Origin of the sequence: Pontibacter liquoris (assembly GCF_022758235.1) — a bacterium.
Taxonomy (GTDB): domain Bacteria; phylum Bacteroidota; class Bacteroidia; order Cytophagales; family Hymenobacteraceae; genus Pontibacter; species Pontibacter liquoris.
Map to the genome: position 1 here is coordinate 623,374 of NZ_JALEBG010000001.1, position 19,552 is coordinate 642,925.

Genomic DNA, 19,552 nt, shown 5'->3' on the forward strand with positions numbered 1-19,552 from the left:
TTTAGGGAGCTGAGGTTTGTCGGGCGGCTTTGCTTTCCCGCATCCCGATAATAAAATTACGACTATAGGCCACCACGCCAAAGATCTGCCCCAGAAACAGCACCGGGTCCAGGCGGAAAACAGCGTAGGAGATGATCATTAGGCTGCCCACAAGGCTGATGATCCAGAAACCATTTGGGATCACCGATTCTTTCACCCGCTCCGAATACCACCACTGGTACACAAAGCGCAGTGTGAAGACGATCTGCCCGGCTCCGCCCCAGGCAATGAGCGCGCCCGATATCTTGCTGTGCTCCAGAATGTAGCTGAAGCTGTAGGTATCGCTCCAGAGCAGCCATGCGGCCGCCAGAAACGGAAAGGCCAACGCCCCCCACCGGACTGGCGCAGGCAGCTCGTCCCATTTATTTTTGAGCTTGATGTTGCGGATGTAAATGAAATAGGAGATGGCCTGCCCGCCAATGATCACCAGGTCGTTGCGCAGCGCCCCATACACCATCAGCAGGATGGAGGCGATCAGGCTGGTAGTCCAGAACGAGACCGGCGAGAGCACTTTACCGGCTTTTTCCGAGGAGAGCCACTGCAGCAGGATACGGGCCGAGAACAGCGCCTGGGCCAGTAACCCTATGCCGTAAATGAGCAGCTCAGAGATGTCCATTCGTAACCGGTTGGTTTTCAAAATGCTCGGCAATGCCGTAATTAATATAGCGTTTACGCATCCAGCGGAAAGCAAACGTATCGTTGAGCGGGCCCCACAGGCGGTTGAACAGGTGGTATTTGGAATAGCCGGCAAACCGCTCGAAATGTTGCACCGGCAGCTGCTTTACCTTGCCGCCCTGCAACTGGATGAGGGCGCCCAAAAAGCGGTGCATGCCATCAAAGAAGGGGATGCGCTTGGCGTAGGCCGCGTCCATGATCTTGAGCGGGCAACCGGTATCCTGAATACCATCATTAATCATGCGGCGCCTAAAGCCGTTGGCAATTTTAGACGACAGCTTCTTTACAAACGTGTCCTTGCGCTTTGCCCGGATGCCATTGACCATGGCATACTCGCCGATAAACGGGAAAAACAGCAGGAAATCCATGGGGGAGGTCTGCAGGTCGGAGTCGATGTAGCCGATGTGGGTGGTGTCGGCCGTATCGATGCCAGCCTTCACCGCTGTGCTCAGCCCGTGGTTGCGGTCCAGCGAAATGTAGCTGTAACCAGCTTTGTGGTGGCAGATCTCTCGGATCTGGGCCAGGCTGCTGTCGGTGGAGCCATCGTTTACAAACAGCACGGTAGTAGGCACCGGCGAGGCAGCCAGGAAAGCATCCATAGCCTCGCAAAAACGGGTGAGGCAGCCCTCCTCGTTATAAACCGGCACAATAACGGTCAGCGAATAAGACGTCATCTGTATACTTAACTAAGTATGATTTTACACTATAAAATAGCAAGGCAAAAGTACGGTAACCTTTCGAAGCATATGCTGTGTTGGGCAGTATTTCTTTTAACTGCTTTTTAACGACAAGAGCGGAAAACCCGAAACAGTTCCTTCGTGCCATTATGCTGTAAAGCTATTGGTTTTGCCCTGCTGGCGCAGCAAATGCGACGCGATACCACACGATAACTAAATTAATACTATATTTAGGGATAGTGAGTTTTAAACAAGCTACGGCTACCCCATATCATGCTCCCTGTTATAAGAAAGATCGCCCTGCTTGCGGGCCTTTTACTAACTGTTTCGCCTGTCTTTGCCCAGCACCCCGATGACGTAGCGGCCGTGCAGCAGGCACTTACCCACGAACGGCAGGCAGTCCGCACGGCAACAAATATTACGCCTGCCCAAAAAGCCGATAGGCTGCTGGAACTGGGCGCCTGGCCCGAGGCAGCGCAGGTATTAAAAGCCGCCAAACCATCCGCAGCAGTTAAGCTGGCCAATGCGCGGCTGGCCATACTACAGCATTATTTTCAGCAAGCCGAAGAGCTGGTGCAGGCGGTGCTTCAAAAAGACCCCAAACAGCGCGAGGCCCTGCTGCTGCAAAGCAAGCTGCAGGTGCAGGCCTGGGAACTGCCCCAGGCAATGGCTACGGCCCAGCAACTGCTCCGCGCTAATCCAAAAGATGAAGAAGCCGCCCTGGCCGCTGGCCGCATCCTGATGCTGCAAAAGAAGTATGACCAGGCGCTGACATGGGCTAAAACGGTGGAGCAGTGGAATCCGAAGAACGCCGCCGCTTACCTGCTCGAATCGGATGTATACTTCTGGAACCAGAGACCCGAACTGGCCGAGCAGCCGCTTCTGACCAGCCTCACCCTCGATCCGTTTAATGCCGATGCCCGCTTCAACTATGGCTATGCCATCTGGCGCCGCGTGGATGCCACCCAGCTAAATGCCATGGCTGCGCAATGGGAACTGGCGCTGGCCCTGAACCCGCTGCATTATGTGACGCACTGGCACTGGGGCAACGGCCATACCAACCGCACCTATGCCGACTACGCCCAGCCTGAAGACGAGCAGGTGCGTACGGCGCTAAAACCCGCCGACCAGCTGATTGCTACAAATAAATTGCCGGAAGCCCTGCAACTGGCCGGGCAGGTGCAGCAGCTATACCCCACCTCGGTGCTGCCGGCCATGCTGCGCGGCTCGGTCTATTACATGGCCTTCGATATGAACCGCCAGCTCCGGCTGGACTCTGCGCAAGCTATTTTCCAGCGCATCCTCCGTAAAAAGGCACATTACGGTCCGGCGCACAATGCCCTGGCTGCTGTGATCAAACAAAAACAGGTAACCTACCTGCACAACTATGATTCGCTGCGGCAGGTGGTGGAGCAAACGGTGATAAAAGACCCGGTGAACTTTGCCCGTGTTTTCCCGGATGTGGCGTATTACCCCGGCAACGAGGTGCAGAAAATGGTGTGGGCGCAGCTTTATGCCAGCACCGTATACTTCCCCTTTCTCTCCCGGCAGGGCGAAACGTTTGTGATACCGCCTTTGCACCACGACCTGGCCATGGCCATGCATTCGCCCTACTTCCGGCAGGCCACCACTTTTGATAACCGCCAGTGGATGGACATTCGGGGCGTGGGCAGCGGGGCGGCCGCCATCGAATACGTCCTGCGCGGCGCTTACCTGGAGCGCAACGTGGTGCTGCACGAGTACACCCACCTCTACCACCAGATGGTGTTTACTGATGCTGAGCAGCGCGCCGTGCGCCGCCTGTACTTTAACGCCATGAAGGAGGGCCGCACACTTGATTATTACTCAGCCAACAACGAGCACGAATACCTGGCCCAGACCTACCCGGCATACTTCGAGCCCGTAAAAGTGCATCCGCTCAATCATAAATCTATTAATACCACCGCCGACCTGAAAGTCAAAGACCCGGAGCTTTATACTTTTCTGGATCAGCTGGTGCAGCGGCAGCGCGCTTATTTGGCTGGCAATAAACAAGCTATGGCCAGCAACTGGGCGCAAGTATACCTGAATCTGGCTGCTAAGGCGCAACGGGCCAAAGACTGGAACAAAGCCACCGCGCTGCTCGATACCGCCCTGACCTGGGATGCTGCCTACCAGCCGGCCATACTTGCCTACACCGAAGTAAAGCAGCAGCAAAAGGAGTATAGTGCGGCGGCAGCCTGGCTGCAGAAAGCCAAAGATATAAATCCGGGCTATGCGCCCATTTACCTGGCGGAGGCCGAACTAATCGAGGCCCGGAAGCAGGACGGTAAGGTAAAGCCCGAAGACGCGCTGCGGGAGCAGGCAGCCCTTTACCGCAAGGCCCTGGCGCTGGAAGACGATCTGCTGTTGCGGGCCGAAGCAAACGAGCGTTTCCGGGAATTTTATACCAGCTATAACAAAATGCCTGAGGCCGTTGCCGTAGCAGAAGCTTACCTGAAAGATGCCCCTACTGTTTCCACGTACCTCCGCGACCGGCGCGATGAGGCGCAGGCCTTTGCCAGCTTCCTGAAAGGAACCGTTTACCGCGACACAACCGCCCTGCAACCCCTGGCGCAACTCGTCGCCCTGAAACCGCAGCACTACGAGCTGCGGCAGCAATATGCCGACGTACTGGCCGCCCTAGGCAAGTATAGCGAAGGCTATGCAACCCTGCAGCAGGCACAGCGCATTCTTTCAGCCGCCGGTGCGCCCCGTGCAGATTACCAGCTGCGCATGGCTAAGTATAAACTGGCACAAGGCGATACTGCCGGAGCAAAAGCAGCGCTGCAACCCGCGCCGGACGGGAAAGTATTGATGCCTGACGGAGGCTACGAACTGGCGGGCGTATACGCAGCACTAGGCGAGGTGAGCAGGGCTGAATCCATCCTGCACAGTCTGCCGGTGCCTGTAACCGTGCTACAAACCCAGGCGCATCAGCTGGCATGGGCGAAAGTATGGGCTGCAAAGGGCGACGTTAAAAAGGCGCAGCATACTTATGAAAACCTCCTGAAGCAAAACCCTTACTACTGGCAAGCAAGGCAGCAGCTAACCAGCCTCCTGCAGCAACGCGGAAAACAAAAGGCGGCCCGCAAAGTGCAGCAGGCTGGTGCGCAACTATTGATGCCCGGGCCTTTAACTACTGACATACTACGCTAACCTGAATATTAACCCTGATCAAAAAAACTGATATGAAGCTATCTTTCCTCTGTAAACTATTCCTGTCGCTCCTGATTCTTGGTTTTTCGGCCTGCCGCAATGCGCCGGCGGGCAACGAAAGCGTCATGCCATTAGCCATTCCTTCCGCATCGGGAGATGCCGCAGCCCAACCTACCGTTATTTACCTGGTGCGCCATGCTGAAAAAGATCTTACCGATTCGGCTAGCAAGGACCCAGGCCTGACGCCCCAGGGTGTAGCACGCGCAGAGGCATTGCGTGCCGAGCTGGAAGGACAGCCTATTGCGGCTTTGTATGCTACTAAATATATCCGCACGCAGCAAACGCTGCAACCGCTGGCAATTGCGCGCCAGCTGCCGATACAACCCTATGATACCTATGATTTTAATGGATTGAAGGACCGCATCCTGCAGGAGCATAAAGGCCAGACGGTGGTGGTTGCCGGCCATTCCAACACCTTGCTGCCCTTGATCAAAGCCTTTGGCGCAAAGACAGATGTGCTCTTTATCAGCGACTCAGAGTATGATTACCTGTTTAAAATAACCGTGCTGCCTGGGAATACGGCCACCGTGGAGGTCCGGCATTATGGCGCGACAGGCAGGTAGTACATGGTTCCTGACCGTTTCCGAAGCCCTTGCCATCGTCTGATGCAGGGTTTTTTAGCGGCGGGGCACCACCAGGGCGTCGGCCAGCTCATCGTGCAGCAGGTGGTGTGGCGCCGGACCAGCCCCGGGCACGAAACGACGCAGAAATGCCAGCAGGGTCAGGGGCTTGGCAAAGTAGCGGATACTGGCTTTGTAAAACGATAGCCTGCCGCCGGTGCTGCGTCTTACGTGTAGGCTCAGTAGGTATTTGCCTAAGGTAGCTTACCCGCTGCACGACTCGGCACCGGCAAAGTATACCCAACCCAGTAAAATATGCAGGAGCCGCTCAGGCTTCAGCAGCAGGGCATTTTCATTGCTGCTGAAGGTGAAATAATCCAGCGTGGCAAATACCAGAGAAAGCAAAAGGAAGTCGATCAATCCCGCCAGGAGCCGGGGGCTGAGAGCAGCCAGAGTAAAGCGTTTGCCTGGCCGGGTATACGTAACCTGCATAAATGTTTCCGCGGAAGTATAAGGTGCGCTTTCCTATACTTGGATTTGCAGGCGAGGTTCTGTTTTATACTTATTTTATACTTAAAAAAGCGATAATTGCTGCTCGGGCTGCAGCACCCCTTCGTGCAGTAACAGCCATTCCTTGCGCCATACGCCTCCCGCATAGCCCGTCAGGCTACCGTCGCTGCCAATTACCCGGTGGCAGGGCACCAGCAGACAAAGAGGATTTTTGCCATTTGCACCACCTACCGCCCGAATGGCTTTTTCGCCCGACACAGCGCGGGCTACCTCCAGGTAAGAGCGCGTTTTGCCAAACGGTATCAGCTTGAGGTGTTCCCATACCTGCTGCTGAAAGGTGGTTCCGGCAGGCTGCAGCGGAAGGTCAAAAGACTGGCGGGTACCTTTAAAATATTCCGCCAGTTGCTGCAGGCACGCCTGCCCGACCGGCGGAACGTCCGTTTGCGGCGGCCCGGGGCGCTCGCAAAACCGCGCCACCTGAATTGCATCCATATTTCCCTGGATGCACATGTACCCGATAGGGGAGTGATAGTAGGTGGTGAAACTTGGGGCGTTCATTGTATAAATATAGGCTTTCCGGCGCTCGAAAACAACAAAAAACCGTGTTGCTTCAGCGGCTATGTATGGCGTGTTGCTGGCCGCTAAAGGTGCCTGAAGACCAGCGTGCCGGCCAGCTTATCGTGCAGCGCTTGCCGGCGGGCGGTAAAAGCGGCCATGATGTAGCCTACGAGCAGCAGCAGGCCGGAGAGCAGTTTGGCAAAAAAGCGCCCGGTGGCACGCCCGAAGCTGATGCGGTGCCCGTTTTCATCTGTCACGAAAATGCCGAAAAGCTGCTTGCCGATCGTAGCTTGTAGCCGTGAGCTTTCGAAGCCGGCATAGTATATCCAGGCGATAAAGGTATTTACCAACTGGCTACTGAGCTGGTTAGTGAGGTCATCAGGCGTGGTTATCAGCGGGATTCCGGCCACCGTAAATACCAGCACCGTGACCAGACTGATCAGAAAGCTGTCAAGCAGAAGGGCCCCAAACCGTGCCCAGAAACTGGCTAACGGAAGGTTGATGGCTTGCTGGTTCTCGTCCTGAAAAGGTAATTCCATAATAATTCTGTAAGCTTTGCCGATGATTGGTGCAAAACTACAACAAAAAAGCTACCCGTTGTATGGCGGGTAGCTTTCTAACGCTTAGTAAAGCGATGTTTCTCAGGAACTGGCAGCTTCGCTTGCCTGGCCCGGCGTATATTTCTCTACTTTGTTGTTTTGGGGTTTCAGGCTGTGCAGGTATTTATAAATGGCCCGCAGATCGCCTTCTTTCATGCCGCCATACATGCTCCAGGGCATCAGGGAATTAAATTCGTTGGGGTTTACTTTCGGTGTGCCGCCGGGCGTAGCATACTGTTTAAAACGCGCCACAAAAGCGTCTTCTGTCCAGCTGCCGATGCCTGTTTTTTTGTCCGGCGTCAGGTTGGCCGAGCGTAAGATGGCGCCGTTCGGAAAACTGAATTCCGTGCCGCCGGCCAGCATCTTGTCTTTAACGGGGCTGCCTTTGTCCTGCGGGGTGTGGCATTCGGCGCAGCCTGCTACAGTTACCAGGTATTTGCCCAGCGACACAGAATCTGTCAGGAGTGGCTCGGGCGAAACGATCGGGATTCTGGCGGGCATGGTGCGCAGGATCAGGTTCATGGGGAAGTCGGGATCCGATTTAGGCACCTTGTTGCGGATGGGCTGTAAGGTGCGGATATAGGCAATAATGGCATAGGCATCTTCGCGGGACATCTTGCGGTATGAATTATAAGGCATCAGCGGAAAAAGCGGCTCACCGTTGCGGCTCACACCCGATGTCATGGCACGGTAGATTTCTCCATCCGTCCAGGCACCGATTCCTGTTTCCTTATCGCTGGTGATATTGCGGGCATAAAAAGTACCCGGAAAGCCCAGCGAATGGTCGAACTTGTCGCCTCCCTTGCCAAAAGTGCCAGCCATGGGCGGGGCCGTCAGCCGTGACCAGTCGCGGGTAGAGTGGCAGTCGATGCAAACGGCTACGTGGTTAGCCAGGTACTCGCCCCGCTTTACCAGAGCCGGCGATTTGTCGATCGTGAGCCTGGGCGCAGCATCTACGTTAGGGAACGCATACTGCAGGTAAATAATACCGGCTGCCAGGGCAGTAGCCACCACCGCCAGCAGGTAGCCTACCACTTTGCCTACTTTTTTCATGACGTTTTATTTTAGTGTGAAGGAAATGCCGCGCAATGCACTTTAGAAGAGGATCGCATATTAATATTCCAAAAAAATATAATTTAAAGCAAATACGATAAGGCTATAAAAGGAGTTTTTTAAGGGAATAGCCCGGATGAAGCGGTGAACTAAAATAAAAGTGCGGCAGAGTATCTTGTAATTTTACGGAAGCTTAGAAATCAGGGAGTTAGGAAAGGGAGAGTTGGCTGATCAGGATCGCTGGACAAGTTCCCGAAGCTTACCAGGTGCGCATTTGCCCGGGCACTGCAATCTGAAATGAAGTATGGTGCCGCTGCAGGTATAAAGCGGAAGTATGGCGCTGCTAAAAGATCAGGTAATAGGCGCTGAGCAAGGCCCTGAACTCCGAAGTATAAGTCACCGCATCTGCCTCGCGGATGTGAAGTAAACTACCGGTTGGGGAAGTAACCGGCAGGAAGGCATAAGTTTGGATGTGGCGGATGCATTTGCCCCCTATCCGTGTGTATACCTGCAGCGTGTGCGCCAGGTATAAGCCATGTGCCGGGGCAAGCGAGGCAAAATGAAGGGCCTCGTCGGGGGGTAGCAGCAGGTATAAGTTGCCTTGCGGCGTCAGGTGCTCCTGCGCAAATTCCAGAATATCGGTAAAGAAGAGGTCGCCGGTGTGCTTGGCCGTATTTTTGGCTGCGTCCGCCGATTTCAGCGAGCCCTGGAAAAAAGGCGGGTTAGCCAGGATAACATCATACTTCTGCCGGCTATAGCGGGCATATTCCTGCAAGCTGACCGGGTGCAGGTGTAGCCGCCTGGCCCAGGGGCTTGCCGCAAAATTTTCCTGTGCCTGCTGCTGGGCGGCAGCGTTTATTTCCACAGCATCTATACTTGCCCCGGAGCGCTGCGCGGCCATCAGGGAGAGCAGGCCAGTGCCGGTGCCAATGTCCAGGATGTGCTGCGCCTGCGCGACGGGCACGTAAGCACCAAAGAGGCAGGAGTCGGTACAAACCTTCATGGCGCACTTTTCCTGCGCTACCCTGAACTGCTTGAACTGGAAATAGGTGTTAGCCATTTTAATTTTGAATGACTGAATTTTGAATAACTGAATTTTGAATGTATACAGATTAGAATAAAGGAATTGGGTTAGCTGGAAGTATACCTCATTGCGTCTGTTCACTCATTTCATACTTGTATTCAATTATTCAAAAGTCAATTATTCAAAATTATTTCGAATTATACATGCCCGACTCAAATCCCTGGTCGATGAGCAGGTTAGGGGAGAGCGCACTGGCCACCGCCAGCTGGTCGCAGCGCTCGTTTTCGGGGTGGCCGGCGTGGCCGCGTATCCAGACAAACTTTACCTGGTTCTTGGGGTAAATGCGCAGAAAGCGTTGCCACAGATCGGCGTTTGCTTTGCCGGCAAAGCCTTTTTTCTGCCAGCCAAACACCCAGCGTTTTTCCACGGCATCCACCACATACTTGGAGTCGGAGTAAATGGTAACCGGCATGCCGGGCTTGGTAATCGCCTCCAGCCCTACAATCACCGCCAGCAACTCCATGCGGTTATTGGTTGTTTTCCGGAAGCCTTCGCTCAATTCCTTTTCGTGCTGTTTCCAGCGTAAGATGGTGCCGTAACCACCCGGCCCCGGGTTGCCGCGCGACGATCCGTCGGTAAATAATTCGATCATAAATTCAATTTTGAATAACTGAACTTTGAATAACTGAATGAGTGAGTTTTATACTTGGTCCTTTCCCCTTTGTCATCCTGAAAGTCGCTGATCCCGCACTTGTTGCGGGGGATCTTGTTGGGTAGCCTAAATTGCCTTTGCTCTCTGGCACCAGGATCTTTTCAAATAACAGAGAAGAGATTCAATTATTCAAAATTCAGTTATTCAATCTTCTACAGATTTGTCTTAAACAGCTTGATGGCAATCGCCAGCAGGATAATACCGAATACTTTGCGGAGCACGTTGGCGCCTTCTTTGCCGAGTTTGCGCTCGATCCAGCTTGAGGATTTGAGTACAATGTATACGAACACCAGGTTCAGCACAATGCCCACCAATATGTTGGGCAGCGAGTAAGCGGCGCGCAACGAGAGCAGTGTAGTCATGGTGCCGGCTCCGACAATAAGCGGAAATGCCAGGGGTACGATAGAGCCACTTTTACTTTCGGGGTCGGTGTGGAAGAAGTCTTTGCCCAGGATCATCTCCAGGCCGATCAGGAAAATAATGATGGCACCGGCCATGGCAAATGACTCGAAATCGAGCCCGAACAGCTTTAAGATCGATTGCCCCAGAAACAGGAACGCGATCATGAGCACACCCGACACGATGGTAGCTTTCTCCGACTCTATCTTGCCTTCGCGCTGGCGCAGGTTGATAATAATAGGGATGGAGCCGATAATATCGATCACGGCAAACAAAATCAGCGTAACAGAGGCGATCTCTTTCAGGCTAAGCATAGGGAAGTTAGAAAGTTTAGAAGTTAGAGCGTTAGAAAGTTAAAGAGTTAGAAAGTTAAAGAGGTCGATAATTCCTACACAACAACTTTTTAACCTTCGAACTTTTACCTTTCTAACTGCGATCAGGCGTAATAATGCAGGAAGAAGCGTTTGAGTTCTTCGTACTCCTCGTTGTCGATGGCCGGGAAGTTGGCGATCCGGAACGTGGTGCGTGCCCACTGGCCGTAACCATTCCCCAGCCGGATGTGGTGGTGGAGCGCCCGTTTTTTCATGTCATCGATCAGCCGCTCACTTCCCTGCAACGTGAGCACGGTTTTAGAGCGCACCTCCTCATTCTCTACCAAAGGCCTGAAATCGGCAAACTGCTCAAAGAAGGTATACAGTTCCTGCGCCCGCTCGGTCAGCTCCTCGTCAATGGTTTTAATAAAGGGCCTGTCTTCCAGCACGCGCTTGAGCAGGTAAATACTTAGCTCGTTGGGGGTGTGCGTGGTCTGGTAGTTGAGCATTTTCTCATACATGGGCACCAGGCTGTTGTAGTGGTTGCGCTCGGCCATTTGCTTGGCCCGGAAAATAGCCCTCGGCGAACACACCAGGATGCCCAGCCCGGGCGGCAGGCCAAAGCACTTCTGCACCGAAGCAAACCAGATATCCGCTTTTATCAGCTTTAAGTTGAGCCCGGCCATCGACGAGGTGGCATCCACGGCAATGAGCGTGTCGCGGAAGCGGTTGTGCAGGTTCAGAATCGTATTGGCCGACACCTGCGTGCCGTTGGAGGTTTCGTTCTGGGTAAAGCAGATCAGCTCGGTGTCGGAACTGATGGCGAGCTGCTCCACCGGCATCGGCTCGTTCACGTCAAAGGCAATGCCTTCGGCAGCGGGGCGAAGCTTGCGGGCATATTCAAACCATTTCTCGCCAAAGGAGCCGTTGTAAATATGGGCGCTTTTGGTTTTGGTCAAGCTCTGGATGATGATCTCCCAGCACTCGGTAGCCGACGAGGTAAAGAAAATATGATAGTCCTGCGGGATGTTGAGCCGGCGCTTAAGGGAGCCTACAACCGCCCGCGACAGCTGCACAAACTGCTCTCCCCGGTGTGGCGTGCTCAAAATTCCCTCGTCATATGCATCTGTCAGGTAGGTGCGCACGTCGGGGTATACTTTAGAAGGACCGGGATAAAAGTTAAGCATGTGAGTAAGTTAACGGAATATAGCCTAATAACTATATTAAGGAGATTATTTTACGTTGACGAAGTATAAACGCCAGATGTTACGCGTTTTTTACACCGAACCCGATTTGTTTCGGCTTCAGTCGCTCAAAATACTGTAAGGCAAGGCGGTAACTTTCCAGCCCAAACCCGGTGATGACGCCGGTGCAGAAGGCAGCGAACATGCTCTTGTGCCGGAAAGCATCGCGCGCATACACATTGGAAATGTGCACCTCCACCACCGGCGTGTCGATGGCTTTGATGGCATCCGAAAGCGCCACCGAAGTATGCGTATAAGCACCGCCGTTAAACACAATGCCTTTGTAACTGAACCCCACCTCGTGCAGCTTGTCGATCAGCACGCCTTCGGTGTTGGACTGAAAGTAGGAGAGCTCTAGGCCCGGGAAATCCTTTTCCAGCTCCTTGAAATAATCTTCGAAGGAGCGGGTGCCATACACTGACTTTTCGCGGGTGCCCAGCAAATTCAGGTTCGGGCCATTCAGAATGAGTATCTTCATAGGGTAAAGGATGTGGCGTTTAGCAAATTTCCGAGAGAACAAAGGTAAGGATTAACTACCTTTGCTTTATTTCCTGATAAAAGAAAGTTTGACAAAAGATAAAAGAGTTTCTGGCGAGGGTGCCTTATACTTGTTCGTTTGTTCGTTGTCGAATTGTCTTTAATCGTAATGCACTTCGCTCGTTTAGATTTATAATCCGGAGGTTTTATACGTTAAAGAATTCGCTCTTTCGGATTTGCAATCGGCAAGTGTGTAACATCAGAATTTGCAAATCCGGCAGAGCAGCAAAGCCGTTTGTGCTTTAAAAACGCTTAATTCGTAATTCTTAATTCGTAATTCTCCATGAACTGGCCTATTTGCATCAAGCAATTTGAACAATACCTGCGATTGGAAAAGTCGCTGTCCGGCCACTCAGTGGAGGCTTACCTGCGCGATATCCGGAAGCTGCACGATTTCCTGGGCATGAAGAACCTGCAAGTGGCGCCCGAGCAGCTGACGCCGGCTATCCTGCGCGAGTTTCTGCAGTGGATAAATGAACTGGGCATGACGCCGCACTCGCAGGCCCGCACCCTGTCCGGTATCCGCGCTTTTTATAAATTCCTGATCATGGAAGACATGATGCAGACCGATCCCACCGATACCGTGGAAGCGCCCAAGCTAAGCCGCAAATTGCCCGATACACTCAACTTTCATGAAATAGAGCAGCTGCTGGCCGCCATCGATTTGTCTACGCCTGAGGGAACGCGCAACCGGGCCATGCTGGAAACACTTTATAGTTCGGGCCTGCGCGTATCGGAGCTGCTCGATCTGAAACTGAGCAACCTCTACGAAGATGCCGGTTTTCTGAAAGTATCCGGTAAAGGCGAGAAAGAGCGCCTGGTGCCTATTGGCCGCGATGCGCTCAAACACATCAACCTGTACAAGGAGGGCGTGCGCTGCCACCTGGAGATCAAAAAAGGCAACGAGGATATTATTTTCCTGAACCGCCGCGGCACCAAAATGTCGCGGGTCATGGTATTTACCATCATCAAAGACGTGGCCGCCAAAGCGGGTATTCAGAAAACGGTGAGCCCCCATACGTTCCGTCACTCGTTTGCCACCCACCTGATCGAAGGCGGGGCCGACCTGCGGGCGGTGCAGGAAATGCTGGGCCACGAGTCCATCACCACCACCGAGATCTATACCCACCTGGACCGCGATTACCTCAAGCAGATCATCAAAGACTTCCACCCGCGAAGTTGAGCAGTATTCACTTTTTATACCTGTATTACCTCCCTTCATCCAGCATCAAACTTACAAGTATACTTTCCAGCACACTCATGACCTTAAAACACTGGCCCGCCCTTCTTGCCCTGTTCCTTTCTTTTGCTTTTCCGTTTGCAGCTTTTGCTCAATCCGTGGACGATATCGTTCCCAAGCCGGTGGAGGTGATTAAGTCCGGCGGGCACGTGACCATCGACTCGAAAGCGCAGATCCTGTTCGATAAGCCGTTTGCAGACCAGGCAGCTTTTTTAAAGGAGATGCTGGCTGCCCAGACCGGCCTGAAGCTGTCCGCTTATCTCAATGGCCAGAGCAAGGCTAAAACCCATCACCATATTTACCTGCTGTTCGATGCCAAAGTCATCAGCAAAGCCGAAATGTATACTCTGACCGTGGAAGGAAAGGACATCACGATTCGGGCCAGAGACACGGGCGGCATGGTATACGGCATCCAGACGCTGCTGCAACTCTTTCCGTTAGGGCAGGTAGCCGAAGCTAAAATTGCGAACGTGACGGTAAAAGACTATCCCCGCTTTGCCTACCGGGGCATGCACCTGGACGTGGTGCGCCACATGTTCCCGGTTTCCTTTATCAAAAAGTACATCGATTACCTGGCTTTCCATAAATTCAATACCTTTCACTGGCACCTGACCGATGACCAGGGCTGGCGTATCCAGATCGACTCGTACCCGAAGCTGAACACGGTGGGTTCCTGGCGAAACGCTACCCTGATCGGGCATTTTAAGGATGTGCCGGCCAGATATGATTCTACACGCTACGGCGGCTTTTATACCAAGGACGAGGTGCGCCAGGTGATCCGTTATGCAGCTGTTCGCGGCATCAGCATCATCCCCGAAATCGATATTCCAGGCCACAGCCGCGCCACTATTGCCGCCTACCCTGAGTTTAGCACCAAACCGGACACGACCTGGAATGTGGCTACAACCTGGGGCATGTATAACCGCCAGAACAATGTGCTGGCGCCCAATCCGGCCACGTTTAAATTCCTGCGCACGGTGTTCCACGAGGTAGCCGATCTTTTCCCGTCGCCTTACATCCACATTGGTGGCGACGAGTGCAGCAAAATGTGGTGGAAAGCCGATCCGGCTTCCCAGAAATTTATCAAGGACCACAAGTTGAAAGACGAAAAAGGCTTGCAGACCTATTTTATAGAGCAGGTGGCCGGCTATGTGGCCGAAAAAGGCAAAAAAGTGATTGGCTGGCACGAAATATTGGAAGGCGACCTGGACAATTCGGCCGTGATCATGAACTGGGGCGGCGACAAGGAAGGCATAGCGGCAGCCACCCGCAAGCACCCTGTGATCATGACGCCGGGCGTACCCCTCTACTTCGACAGTTACCAGTCCAAAGACCCCAAGGACAGTCTGGCCATACATGGCTACAACCCGCTGGATGCCGTGTACAAGTATGAGCCGGTGCCTGCCAGCCTGAAAAACACCCCGCTTCAGCAGCATATTATCGGAGCCCAGGGCAATGTATGGACCGAGTATATGGGCAACCCGGCCAAAGTAGAATACATGATCTTCCCGCGGATGACGGCCCTAAGCGAAGTGCTGTGGACGGCGCCCGAGAAAAAGGATTACGCTGATTTCAAGCGACGGCTCAAAACGGCCATTATCCCAAGGTATAACTTCTGGAAAAGCGCTTATTTCAAGAACTTCGAAATTTGGACCAGTGATAAGCAAAAACAACAGTAAGCAGATTGCAGGCTTTTTATACTTCACAGCTCTTCAGGTATAACCTGAAGAGCTGTTTTTTTGAATACCTTACCCTAGTCCTTTACTGGGAGGAGACGTCAATTTGTAGCTGTACTTTTGAAGTATAAGTTTCATAGCTGACTGATCCAACTACCCCTGCCCCTCCTTTTCTAAGGAGGGGAGCCTGTAGTTACTGCTGGCGAAGTATAAGCTCTGTAGATTACACTATTGTGGGAAGAATCAATCCCTTGCTGTCATCTCGACGATAGGAGAGATCTGTTTAAAACCACTTCATGTGTCAGTATCAGATATCTCACTTTGTTCGAAATGACACTAAGCTCATAGTTATTGCTGGTGATAAGTACAGCAACAGAAGTATACATGAGCCAGGTGCACCTTTGACGATTCGATGTTTGAGCGTTCAGCGAGTTTCGAATTGTCTTGATTCTTTTGCTTCCTTTTCTCATCAAGGAGAAAAGGAAGGCCTAGCCGGCGAGGCGAAAAGCTTGCAAAGAGGTATGTAGTTAGAAGCTGCCAAAGCATCAGCAAGTATAAAAATACCAGCTATCCAGTACCAGTGATCCTGAGGCCTTCAGCCTCAGTGAAGTCAGAGACTTAACACTACAAAAAAACACAAGTTTGAAAATTTGCGCCAGGGAAGAGGTTATACTTGAGCCAAAGTCTGAGAAGCTTAGTTTAAGAGAAGGAAGTACATCCCCCTACCCCCTTCAAAGGGGGACTTTCTACAATGGCTATACTTAGGTTATACTTTCCTAGCAGGCGCCATCGCGCGGACAGGTCGCGACCTGTCCCTACAGGGATTACCTTTAGAAACGTCATGCCAGCTCCTAGTATAAACACAGGCTATAGATAGTATAAGGCAGGAAAATAAAAGGACAGGGGCAGGTAAATTAAATAAAGTAATTACTATATTTAAAAGAGTGAATAACAGCACCTACGAAGAAAATGGCTGCTGCTGTTCGTCTGGCCTTTGTCACCTCATCAATTTAAATTTCTATGACAACACCTTTACTTGAGCAGGAAAAACAAACAACCGCCTTTTCCTTTACCGGAAAAGGAAAAGAGCTGTTCACGATCCAGCTGGTCAACCTCTTTCTGACGGCAATTACGCTGGGGCTTTATTACCCTTGGGCCAAGGCCAAAACGCTGCAGTACCTTTACCGCAAAACCGAAATGGCCGGCAGTCCTTTTACCTTCCATGGCACTGGTAAAGAAATGTTTGCGGGCTTTATTAAAGGGCTTGCCTTGCTGGCTATACTTTACGGCGTGATGATTTACGGCTACATGAGCGGCAGCAACACGGTAAAAGCGGTATGTTTCCTGACCTTTTTTGCGGGCATTATGCTGCTTTTGCCGGTGGCCATACATGGCGCGATGAAGTACAGGACCTCCCGCACCAGCTGGCGCGGCATCCACATGGGCTACCGTGGCTCGGCCAGCCATTTGCTGGGCGTTTACCTCCTGCATTTGTTTTTCACCATCATTACTTTTGGCATCTATGGGGCATGGTTCGTGGTAAAAGTGCGTAAAGAGATCATCGAAAACGTCCGTTTTGGCAGCGCCCACCTTCGCTACACCGGCGAAGGATCCGACCTGCTGGTGCTTCACCTCAAAGGTTACTTCCTAACCCTGCTGACCCTGGGCGTTTACGCATTTTGGTATGCAAAAGACCTGCTGCGTTTTTATACTGATAATATTGTGGTGGTGCAGGACGAAAGCTACAGCCGCCTGCAGTGCCAGGTGAGTGGCTGGGAATACCTGAAACTGGCGGTAGGAAACCTGCTGCTGATCATTTTTACGCTGGGGCTTGGCATTGCCTGGGCCACTACGCGCACCATGTCCTTTGTCCTGAACAATGCCACGCTAATTGGTACGTTTGATCCGGACACGCTGGTGCAAACCGAGGAAGCTTACACCAACGCCATGTATGAGGATATCGCCGATGTGCTGGATATTGGCTTAGTATAACGAATGGAATACGAAGGGAAATACTATAACGGGCGGGTAGCACAAGGCATGCCCGCCGTTATCGTTTTAACACAAACCGGGCTACGCATACAATACAGCGCCGGTGAGGAAAACGGTACTGTTTTCTGGGAGCTGGAAGGCTTGCAGCATTCCGAGTTCAATGATGCCACCACGCTGCTGCGCTATGGCAAACAGCCGCAGCAAAGTATAGCTGTTTTTGAGCAGGGCTTCCGTAAGGCGCTGGAAGAAACCTACAAGGGAGCCGCTTTCCTGCAGTCAAGCTATACCTCGTTTCTGCGCACCGGACCGGTGGTCCTGGCAGTAGCCGGGCTGAGCTTGCTGGCTTTGGCTGTAGTCTTTTTTATCTGGGGCGTTCCGTTCCTGGCTGACCGTGCCGCTGCGCATTTTCCGAAAAAGTTTGAACGGACGTTAGGGGAGCAGCTGCACGCGCAGTTGCTGCAGCACGAAGAAGTAGATTCGGCCCGAACCGTGGCGCTGAACAGCTACCTGGCCAACCTGCAGGTCTCCTCCGATTTCCCGGTTAGTGCGGTGGTGGTAAAAAGCGACCAGGTGAACGCCTACGCCGTGCCAGGCGGCTTTGTGGTGCTGCACAGCGGGCTGTTAGATAAAATGAAACGGCACGAAGAACTGGCCGGACTGCTGGGCCACGAGATCGGGCATGTGCAGCTGCGCCACTCTACCCGTGCACTAGCGCGCAGCCTCTCGTATTACATGCTACTTTCAGTGCTTTTTGGGGATATCAGTGGCCTTGCTGCCGTTATTGTGGATAATGCCAATGCGCTGCATAACCTGGAATATAGCCGTTCGGCAGAGCAGGACGCCGATAAGGCAGGGCTGGCCCTGTTAAAACAAAACCGCCTGGATGCCCGCGGTATGGTATGGCTGCTGCAACGGCTGGAGGCAGACGTGCCGGCTTACATGGAATTCCTTAGCACCCACCCGCGCACCCCGACCAGAATTGCAGAACTGCAGCGCCAGTTAGCTAAAACAACCTATAAGCCGGTACCTGATCAAGCCCTGGAAGCAGCCTGGGCTGCACTGAAAGCCGAAGAGTAGCAGAAAACACGTCACGCTTGCCGCTCCGGCAGCTATACTTCCTAAGCATGGTATGGTTCCGTTTTCTATCTTTGCTCTTAGCAAGTATAACCAAACCCCGCTGCCGTGTATAAAAGCCTGCTTCGCCCCCTGCTCTTCAAACTCGATCCGGAGAAAGTCCATTACCTGACCACCGATGCCCTGAAAACGGCTTTTAAACTGCCGCTTGCTACCGGTATCAGCCAAAGTATGTTTCGGGTAGCGGATGCGCGGCTGGAGCGGGAGCTGTTTGGACTCAAATTTCCGAACCCGGTAGGGTTGGCAGCCGGCTTCGACAAAAATGCCGGGTTGGTAGACGAGCTGGCTCACCTGGGGTTCGGTTTTATCGAGATCGGTACCCTGACGCCCCGTCCGCAGCCGGGCAACGACAAGCCGCGCCTGTTCCGGCTGCCGCAGGACCAGGCCATCATTAACCGCATGGGCTTTAACAACGAAGGCGTGGATGCGGCCGTGCAGCGCCTCAAAAAGCGGAAAAGCAACATTATTGTGGGTGGTAACATCGGAAAAAACAAGACCACGCCCAACGAGGAAGCCCTCAACGATTACCTCTATTGCTTTAAAGCGCTGTTTGACGTGGTAGATTATTTTGTAGTAAACGTCAGCTCGCCCAACACGCCCGACCTGCGGGCACTGCAGGAAAAAGAGCCGCTCAAACAACTGTTGCTGGCGTTGCAGGAGCAAAACCATGCCATGCCAAAGCCCAAACCGCTGCTGCTCAAAATTGCGCCTGATTTGAATGAGGCGCAGCTCAATGACATCATCGAAATTGCTGTTGAGGCTAAATTGAGCGGTATTATTGCCACCAACACCACCATCAGCCGTGAAGGCCTGCACACGCCTGCCGCCCGCGTGTCAGAGATAGGAGCAGGAGGCCTGAGCGGAAAACCGCTCACCCAACACGCCACCGAAATTATTCGCTACCTGCGCCGGCAATTGCCCCAAGAAATCAAGATCATTGGCGTAGGGGGCATTATGACGGCAGAGGATGCGCTGGAAAAACTAGCCGCCGGCGCCGACCTGGTGCAGCTCTACACCGGCTTTATCTACGAAGGCCCCGCCCTGGTAAGCCGCATCAATAAAAAGCTGCTGGAGAGGTAGGGGGCTCTAGTTTTTAGAGCGTTGTTAGGGGCTTTTGAAGTAGAAGCGTTGCAGTACCGGGTCCAACCACCCTTGACTCCTCCTTGTCAAGGAGGGGAGTCTGTTATTACTGCTTTGCAAGTATAAGTGTTGTAGTTTAGGCTTCACCTCCCTTCCACCAAGATCCTTTCAGGATGACAGAATAGAAAAAGGGATGAATAGTAAGTTTATACTTTAGCCAAAGTATAAACAGTATAGTTTAGGGTAAAGAAAACATCCCCCTACCCCCTTCAAAGGGGGACTTGGTTTAAGTTGC

The 19,552-nt window shown here is 52.8% G+C and carries 19 protein-coding genes; 7 read left to right on the plus strand and 12 right to left on the minus strand.

The window, feature by feature from the left end; translation table 11 throughout:
* Nucleotide 1: 1 nt before the first annotated feature.
* Both LWL52_RS02555 and LWL52_RS02560 read right to left on the minus strand, forming a co-directional pair.
* Nucleotides 2-655, minus strand: coding sequence for a lipid-A-disaccharide synthase N-terminal domain-containing protein (locus tag LWL52_RS02555; RefSeq protein ID WP_242916629.1), 654 nt, complete (start codon nt 653-655; stop codon nt 2-4).
* Nucleotides 642-1,388, minus strand: coding sequence for a glycosyltransferase (locus tag LWL52_RS02560; RefSeq protein ID WP_242916631.1), 747 nt, complete (start codon nt 1,386-1,388; stop codon nt 642-644). The genes LWL52_RS02555 and LWL52_RS02560 overlap by 14 nt, the downstream gene beginning before the upstream one ends.
* A gap of 276 nt (nt 1,389-1,664) precedes the next feature.
* Between LWL52_RS02560 and LWL52_RS02565 the strand changes: the two genes are divergently transcribed.
* Both LWL52_RS02565 and LWL52_RS02570 read left to right on the plus strand, forming a co-directional pair.
* Nucleotides 1,665-4,568 carry a tetratricopeptide repeat protein gene (locus LWL52_RS02565; protein WP_242916633.1) on the plus strand — a complete coding sequence of 968 codons (2,904 nt, stop codon included), beginning with the start codon at nt 1,665-1,667 and terminating at the stop codon, nt 4,566-4,568.
* Nucleotides 4,569-4,600: 32 nt separating this feature from the next.
* The gene (locus LWL52_RS02570) at nt 4,601-5,191 is read left to right on the plus strand and encodes a histidine phosphatase family protein (RefSeq protein WP_242916635.1); all 591 of its coding nucleotides are present in this window, start codon (nt 4,601-4,603) and stop codon (nt 5,189-5,191) included.
* A 54-nt stretch (nt 5,192-5,245) separates the two neighbouring features.
* Here LWL52_RS02570 and LWL52_RS20615 read toward each other — a convergent pair whose 3' ends face one another.
* From LWL52_RS20615 to aroQ, 10 genes are all read right to left on the minus strand, one after another.
* Complete coding sequence (locus tag LWL52_RS20615) at nt 5,246-5,431, minus strand: RDD family protein (RefSeq protein WP_367615704.1); 186 nt, start codon at nt 5,429-5,431, stop codon at nt 5,246-5,248.
* Between the two features lie 21 nt (nt 5,432-5,452).
* A complete protein-coding gene (locus LWL52_RS02580; protein ID WP_242916639.1) occupies nt 5,453-5,680 on the minus strand; it encodes an RDD family protein in 228 nt (75 codons plus the stop codon).
* 81 nt (nt 5,681-5,761) lie between these two features.
* The gene (locus LWL52_RS02585; RefSeq protein WP_242916642.1) at nt 5,762-6,256 is read right to left on the minus strand and encodes a methylated-DNA--[protein]-cysteine S-methyltransferase; all 495 of its coding nucleotides are present in this window, start codon (nt 6,254-6,256) and stop codon (nt 5,762-5,764) included.
* A gap of 83 nt (nt 6,257-6,339) precedes the next feature.
* Nucleotides 6,340-6,795: an RDD family protein gene (locus LWL52_RS02590; RefSeq protein WP_242916644.1), complete on the minus strand. Its 456-nt coding sequence runs from the start codon at nt 6,793-6,795 to the stop codon at nt 6,340-6,342.
* Nucleotides 6,796-6,897: 102 nt separating this feature from the next.
* Entirely contained in the window at nt 6,898-7,908 is a 1,011-nt protein-coding gene (locus LWL52_RS02595) for a c-type cytochrome (protein ID WP_242916646.1), read from the minus strand.
* 343 nt (nt 7,909-8,251) lie between these two features.
* Nucleotides 8,252-8,968 carry a tRNA1(Val) (adenine(37)-N6)-methyltransferase gene (locus LWL52_RS02600; RefSeq protein ID WP_242916648.1) on the minus strand — a complete coding sequence of 239 codons (717 nt, stop codon included), beginning with the start codon at nt 8,966-8,968 and terminating at the stop codon, nt 8,252-8,254.
* A gap of 151 nt (nt 8,969-9,119) precedes the next feature.
* Complete coding sequence (gene rnhA / locus LWL52_RS02605; protein ID WP_242916650.1) at nt 9,120-9,584, minus strand: ribonuclease HI; 465 nt, start codon at nt 9,582-9,584, stop codon at nt 9,120-9,122.
* Between the two features lie 212 nt (nt 9,585-9,796).
* Nucleotides 9,797-10,357 (minus strand): MarC family protein, encoded by a 561-nt coding sequence (locus LWL52_RS02610; RefSeq protein WP_242916652.1) that lies wholly within the window; start codon nt 10,355-10,357, stop codon nt 9,797-9,799.
* A gap of 122 nt (nt 10,358-10,479) precedes the next feature.
* Nucleotides 10,480-11,541, minus strand: coding sequence for an aminotransferase class V-fold PLP-dependent enzyme (locus LWL52_RS02615; RefSeq protein WP_242916654.1), 1,062 nt, complete (start codon nt 11,539-11,541; stop codon nt 10,480-10,482).
* Between the two features lie 79 nt (nt 11,542-11,620).
* Nucleotides 11,621-12,076, minus strand: coding sequence for a type II 3-dehydroquinate dehydratase (gene aroQ, locus LWL52_RS02620; protein WP_242916656.1), 456 nt, complete (start codon nt 12,074-12,076; stop codon nt 11,621-11,623).
* A gap of 342 nt (nt 12,077-12,418) precedes the next feature.
* Between aroQ and xerD the strand changes: the two genes are divergently transcribed.
* The 5 genes from xerD (at nt 12,419) to LWL52_RS02645 (ending at nt 19,257) form a co-directional block, all read left to right on the plus strand.
* The gene (gene xerD, locus LWL52_RS02625; RefSeq protein ID WP_242916658.1) at nt 12,419-13,318 is read left to right on the plus strand and encodes a site-specific tyrosine recombinase XerD; all 900 of its coding nucleotides are present in this window, start codon (nt 12,419-12,421) and stop codon (nt 13,316-13,318) included.
* A 77-nt stretch (nt 13,319-13,395) separates the two neighbouring features.
* On the plus strand, nt 13,396-15,054 hold the full coding sequence (locus LWL52_RS02630) for a beta-N-acetylhexosaminidase (RefSeq protein ID WP_242916660.1): 1,659 nt from the start codon (nt 13,396-13,398) through the stop codon (nt 15,052-15,054).
* A gap of 1,017 nt (nt 15,055-16,071) precedes the next feature.
* Nucleotides 16,072-17,043: a YjgN family protein gene (locus LWL52_RS02635; protein WP_242916662.1), complete on the plus strand. Its 972-nt coding sequence runs from the start codon at nt 16,072-16,074 to the stop codon at nt 17,041-17,043.
* 3 nt (nt 17,044-17,046) lie between these two features.
* The gene (locus tag LWL52_RS02640) at nt 17,047-18,120 is read left to right on the plus strand and encodes a M48 family metallopeptidase (protein ID WP_242916664.1); all 1,074 of its coding nucleotides are present in this window, start codon (nt 17,047-17,049) and stop codon (nt 18,118-18,120) included.
* 105 nt (nt 18,121-18,225) lie between these two features.
* Nucleotides 18,226-19,257, plus strand: coding sequence for a quinone-dependent dihydroorotate dehydrogenase (locus LWL52_RS02645; RefSeq protein WP_242916666.1), 1,032 nt, complete (start codon nt 18,226-18,228; stop codon nt 19,255-19,257).
* Nucleotides 19,258-19,552: the final 295 nt, after the last annotated feature.